This window comes from Enterococcus sp. 5B3_DIV0040, assembly GCF_002140755.1.
GTDB lineage: Bacteria > Bacillota > Bacilli > Lactobacillales > Enterococcaceae > Enterococcus_D > Enterococcus_D casseliflavus.
Map to the genome: position 1 here is coordinate 918,892 of NZ_NGLC01000001.1, position 1,764 is coordinate 920,655.

Sequence of the window (1,764 nt, forward strand, 5' to 3'; positions counted from 1 at the left end):
GGTCACGTAACAGAGAAGTATATAAACTTTATAATGAACGGAAATAATGCTGTTAATGTTCGCTCTTTTGATAATCACAAACCGAATGTTGTTGTATATGGCGGAGGGCTATTAAATAATGGGATTACCTCTTCTTTAATTAATCTAAGCAAAAATTTTGATTATGATAAGTACAATCTAATCATTGTTGATAAAAACAAGGTTAACCAAGAATTTGAGGCAAATATTGGTAGATTATCGGAGAAAGCACATGTTGTCTATAGAAATAATGGGTTAAGTCTTACTTATTCAGAGTGGATTAAGTATAATAGATTATTTAACCGTTCTTCTGTAGAAGATATCAAAACACATCAGATATTTGTAGCTAGAGAATGGAAACGGCTTTTGGGGAATACTCAAGTTGATAGAGCTATTGATTTTGGCGGATACGCTCCGTTCTGGTCATATATGATGGCATTTTCTAAAGCGAAAAGAAAAATTATTTATCAGCATAATGACATGCAGGCAGAGTTTGATAAAGTTGTAGAAGGTCGATACGTTCATAAGAAAAATTTAACCACTATTTTCGAATTCTATAAATACTTTGATTATATTGCATCCGTTGGTAAACTTACAATGGAACAGAACAAAAAAAATCTTTCGAAATTTGTTTCAAATGACAAATTTGTTTATGTTCCAAATTTATTGGATAAGGAATACCTTTTCAATCATCGAAATAATCCCCAACTATCAATCAAAGAGGTTCTAGGGGAAGAAAAGTTAATTATTGAAGAAGCTAGTGAGTTTGGAAGAAATATGTTAGTAGGAGTGACTGCTCCTACTAAGAATGCCAAAAACTTTGTGACAATTGGTCGGTTATCTCCTGAAAAAGATCAAGAAAAACTATTGTTTGCTTTTAAAGAAATTATGATGCAATCAAATGATCAGCACCAGCTTTATATTATTGGTTCTGGAAAAGAAGAGAAAAAACTTAAGACCACAGCATATGTATTGGGCTTAGAAAAAAATGTTATTTTTGTAGGGCAAACCGTACATGCAATGGAGATACTAGATAAGTGTGATTTATTCGTCTTTCCTTCAAATCACGAAGGACAACCAATGACTTTGCTAGAATGTCTAGCACTTCAAATTCCAGTTGTTGCAACGGATATTCCAGGAAATATTTCTGTTTTGGAAGATCAAAATGGAATGATAGTGGACAATAGTGTTGAGGGGCTAGTGGGCGGTATGAATCGCTATTTGGCTGGAGAAAAAATTCCTTCATCATTAAATGTGGATCAATACAATCAAGACGCATTAAATCGCTTCTATGCATTGATTGAATAGAATAACACTCATAAATCACTGATTGGTATAACTAACTATGTAACAGCATATACTAAGTAGTATGGTATGTATAACTACTGAATTTAACCTGAGACAGAATAGAGTTTTTCTGTCTTAGGTTTTTTTTATGTAGAGTTGTTTGAAAGAGTGTTCATTAAATTACCAATTTGAAAGGAATTTAGAAATAAAATCCCAGACAGTCATAGATTGCAGATGAATTTATATAAAATAAATTATTTAGAATCTATAGCCTTGATTTGTTTTATGGTACAATTTAAAAAGTAAGCATCTAATAGGATTATCAAATTTAGTTTTAATTATTCAAGGAGGTATTATGAAAAAAGTACTTATAAAATTACTAAAAGTATGTATGTTCGTAGCTATACTAATGCTCCCTACTAATGCTCATGCGGATGATATATTTGACTCAAATATTCT

Annotated in this window: 1 protein-coding gene; it reads left to right on the top strand. The window is 31.4% G+C overall.

Features of this window, described 5'->3' with window-relative positions; all coding sequences use genetic code 11:
- Window positions 1-1,326, top strand: a 1,326-nt coding sequence (locus tag A5883_RS04525) for a glycosyltransferase (protein ID WP_176323949.1), incomplete at its 5' end; no start/stop codon positions are given.
- Window positions 1,327-1,764 lie beyond the last annotated feature (438 nt).